Annotated in this window: 5 protein-coding genes; all 5 read right to left on the reverse strand. The window is 34.5% G+C overall.

The window, feature by feature from the left end; translation table 11 throughout:
- Nucleotides 1–2 precede the first annotated feature (2 nt).
- Complete coding sequence (locus ABI657_RS18965; protein WP_012023920.1) at nucleotides 3–278, reverse strand: co-chaperone GroES; 276 nt, start codon at nucleotides 276–278, stop codon at nucleotides 3–5.
- A 140-nt stretch (nucleotides 279–418) separates the two neighbouring features.
- Entirely contained in the window at nucleotides 419–760 is a 342-nt protein-coding gene (gene secG, locus ABI657_RS18970) for a preprotein translocase subunit SecG (RefSeq protein ID WP_348098838.1), read from the reverse strand.
- A gap of 3 nt (nucleotides 761–763) precedes the next feature.
- Complete coding sequence (locus ABI657_RS18975) at nucleotides 764–2,242, reverse strand: hypothetical protein (RefSeq protein ID WP_348098839.1); 1,479 nt, start codon at nucleotides 2,240–2,242, stop codon at nucleotides 764–766.
- An 80-nt stretch (nucleotides 2,243–2,322) separates the two neighbouring features.
- The gene (locus ABI657_RS18980) at nucleotides 2,323–2,841 is read right to left on the reverse strand and encodes an LptE family protein (RefSeq protein ID WP_348098841.1); all 519 of its coding nucleotides are present in this window, start codon (nucleotides 2,839–2,841) and stop codon (nucleotides 2,323–2,325) included.
- Between the two features lie 53 nt (nucleotides 2,842–2,894).
- Nucleotides 2,895–4,031: sigma-54 dependent transcriptional regulator (locus ABI657_RS18985; RefSeq protein WP_348098840.1), on the reverse strand; the 1,137-nt coding region annotated here is incomplete at its 5' end.

The following is a 4,031-nucleotide window of genomic DNA, read 5'->3' on the forward strand; positions in this document are numbered from 1 at the left end:
TTTTAGATGATTGCAAGAATATCATCTTCGCGCATAATCAAATAATCAGTTCCTTCCAATTTTAATTCTGTTCCGGCATATTTGCCATAAAGAACAGTGTCGCCAACTTTTACGGTCATAGTATGGTCTTTAGACCCGTTTCCTACTGCAACTACAGTTCCTTTTTGTGGTTTTTCTTTGGCAGTATCCGGAATAAAAATTCCTGAGGCAGTTTTGGTTTCAGCTGCAACAGGCTCAATAAGTACGCGATCTGAAAGCGGTTTAATGTTTAAGGCCATGTTTTTATATTATTTTAGTTATACGTTTTTGAATGTTTTGTTAGGTTTCAGAAATTATGCCATGCTGTTTAAACTGACATTTTTTCCTAAAAAAAATGCCAGCTTTGACAGGCTGGCATTTTAATTTATATCAAACTAGATTATTTAGCTGCAGGAGTTGCCGGAGCCGGAGTTTGGGGAGCAGGGGTTGCTGGTGTCGCAGCTGCCGGAGTTTCCGTTTTTTCAATAATTTTAGAATCAGTATCACTCAGGGATCCTGAAAAACTCAAGCTTGAAAGCAAGATTAAAGCAATCAGAATAGTGGCAAGTGTCCAGGTGCTTTTATCTAAAAAGTCTGTTGTTTTTTGTACTCCGCCTAACATTTGAGTTCCGCTGATAGTAGAGGACAATCCGCCTCCTTTAGGGTTTTGTACCATGATTACTATGATCAATAGAAAACAAACTATTGTGATTAAAACTAAAAAAATTGAAAATGTGCTCATTGTTTAATTATTATTGTTATTTTGTTGTAAAATCTTTATATCCGAAATACGGTCTGCAAAGAAACTAATTTTTTCTGGATATTTCAAAATTAATATTTCATATGCCTGAATTGCTTTTGTGTATTTTTTTTGTTCCAAATATACTCTGGCCAGAGTTTCTGTCATTAAATAGGAGTTTTCCTCATTATTCGAGTCCAATTGAACCGTGGGAACAATTGCTGTTTGTTTAATTGGGGGTATTTTCGGGTTTGTTTTAATGAAATTATTAATTATTTCTTCCTTTTTTCTTTTCTGTTCATCCACGGTTTCTGTACGCACATGGGTTTCAATAGCTGGTTCAGGAGTTTTCTCTGTTTCCTTTACATTCTTTTTAGTAATATCTACCGTTCTGTCAATTGCTTCTGTTCTGGCTAATTGAAGCCACTCCTGAAAAGAGTGTTTTTCATTTGCCGAAAAATCAAGAGGTTTTCCTATTTCAAGATTTTCTTCAGCATTTTTTAAAGGTTCATTAATTAGTTCTTTATTATCAGTAATGTTTAAATATTTAGTTGTGTAAACTGTCTTCGACTCTTCCCAAACTACTGCTGTGGTATCCGGAACCGAAATCATATCAGATTCTTCTATTAAATCAATTGTGACCTCGTCCGTTTTTTGAGCTTCTTCAAACACGATTGTCGCAGTCTCTTTAGCAGTTATTGCCGGATCTTCTATAATAGGGTCAATTACAACTTCTACACTTTTTTGTATTTCTTCCCAAACTACTGCTGTCGTATCTGGAACAACAATTATTTTAGGTTCTTCTGTACTATGGAATGGTTTTTCATCAATCTCCTTAAATACAAATGGAACTTCTTCTTGTAGAATTGCAACTGGCTGTTCAATGATTTGATGAGTGAAGTTTTTTTCTGTTACTGGTTCTTCATAAAAAACAGGGGCATCAACTAAAATAGATTTTGATTCGATAGGTCTGTCCTCAATCTCAATCGGTCTTTCAACAATAGTTTCAATTTCTTTTTCTGGATTTAGGACAGATTGTTCAATTAGCTGTTCTTCCGTTTTTATATTTTCGTTAGAAACCAATCCTGTAGCTTCCTTTATAGAATCTAAAATAGATTGTTCAACAGGATCAATCCGAACTTCGATAATTTTTTTAAATTCTTCCGAAGAAACAATCTCACTTCCATACACTGAAATAGCTGAAAGGTCATGAATTTTGGCATCATAAAATTGATTCTGAATGGAAGTAAAACTTTCAGAAGTAATAAAATCAAATAAAACAGAACGGTCAGTAGTATGGGCCGCTGTAACTTTTAGGGCATAATTATACTTAAAGCTCTTTTGGTTGTAAAGTCCTTTTAATCGCAATGCACGTGCACTTTGAAAATACGGAAATTCATTCAAAACGCTTCCTAATGCGTCCACCTGCTTTTCTGTAATAGCACCGGGCTTGTTCATTAAGTAGGTATAATCACTTACATTCATTTTTGTTTTTATTTAATTCTGTTTATTCAATGAATCCACGTCTGTAAAAATGGACTTAACAACACCGCGTAAAACGGATTTTACCATTTGGCTAATGATTCGTTAAAAATATCCTGTGTAATTCTTTCGAAAATAGTTTTGATGGCTTCGTTTAACACAGAACCTACCAATTGTTGCCGTGCAGGATAATCATAATAAAATTCGAATGTTTTTTCAAAATCATCAGTTTCTTTATTTTTATTTGCAAAACGAACATTTACCCTAATTGTTAAACGGTTTTGTGACGCTCCTGCATCACCACCTGTCGTAACAGCGGTAGCAGTCATCGGACTGATTCTGTAATCTGTAATTTCTCCTTCATAAACTAGATCCCCATTGGTGGTAACTAAGTTTAAGTTAGTTTGATTCATGATTAGATCCTGCAAATTCAAAGTAAATTCCCTGTCAATTCCAGGCTCAATTAAATCGGCATTATTTTGAAAAAAGTTAACCTGAAATGTTTTTCCGTCAATTGGAGAAGCACCAGTGAAGTTATAAACAGAACAACTATTGAGCACAAATAAACTAACAGTTAATATAAGGTAATGTACTTTTTTCATGATGATAATTGTAATTTTCAAATATATAAATTTTAATTTCTGAGATGTATTGCTTACAGGTCGAATTGTTTAATTTTTCGATATAAGGTTCTTTCTGAAATACCTAATTCATCAGCAGCAGCTTTTCGCTTTCCTTTGTTTTTTTCTAATGATTTTTTGATCATTTCGATTTCTTTTTGTTCTAATCGTAAGATCTCTTCCTCTTCAATTGTTTCGGCAAAAAGATAATTATTATCGTCTTCATTTTGATAATTGTCTTCGTGCACGGCAGGGGGCATTACAGCAGTTCTTGGTTGCTCTTCAAAATCTATTTCACTGTCATTTTGTTGGGAACCGTATATTTTCTGAATTAAATTAGGGTTGAGATCCTGCACTTTTGAAGAACCGTTTTTCATTAATTCCAAAGTAAGTTTTTTCAAATCATTCAAATCACTTTTCATATCAAAAAGTACTTTATACAAAATATCTCTTTCGGTACTAAAATCATCCTTTTTCTTATCGCTGATTACAGAAGGCAGATTAGAACCTTCGGTTGGCAGATACGATTGTAAAGTGCTTAAAGAAATATCGCGACTGGTTTCTAAAACAGAAATTTGTTCCGCGACATTTCGCAACTGGCGAATGTTTCCGTTCCATCTGAATTTTTGCAGAAGCTGAACGGCTCCATCATCTAATTTCAAAGGAGGCATTTTATATTTATGCGCAAAATCAGCGACAAATTTTCTGAACAGCAAATGAATATCTTCGTTTCTTTCCCGCAAAGGTGGCAGCGTAATTTCGACAGTAGTCAAACGATAATACAAATCTTCACGAAATTTCCCTTTTTCGATAGCATTGAATAAATTCACGTTTGTTGCAGCTACAATTCTCACATTGGTTTTCTGAACCTGTGAAGAACCTACTTTTATAAACTCGCCATTTTCTAATACACGAAGCAGTCTTACCTGTGTAGTCAAGGGTAATTCTCCAACTTCATCCAAAAAAATGGTTCCGCCATCAGCCACTTCAAAATAGCCTTCACGTGTGCTTGTTGCTCCTGTAAAAGCTCCTTTTTCGTGTCCAAAAAGTTCACTGTCAATAGTTCCTTCCGGAATAGCTCCACAGTTTACAGCAATATATTTTCCATGTTTTCTGTGCGAAAGCGAATGTATTATTCTTGGAATATTTTCTTTACCAACACCACTTTCCCC

Source organism: Flavobacterium sp., from assembly GCF_039930565.1.
Taxonomy (GTDB): domain Bacteria; phylum Bacteroidota; class Bacteroidia; order Flavobacteriales; family Flavobacteriaceae; genus Flavobacterium.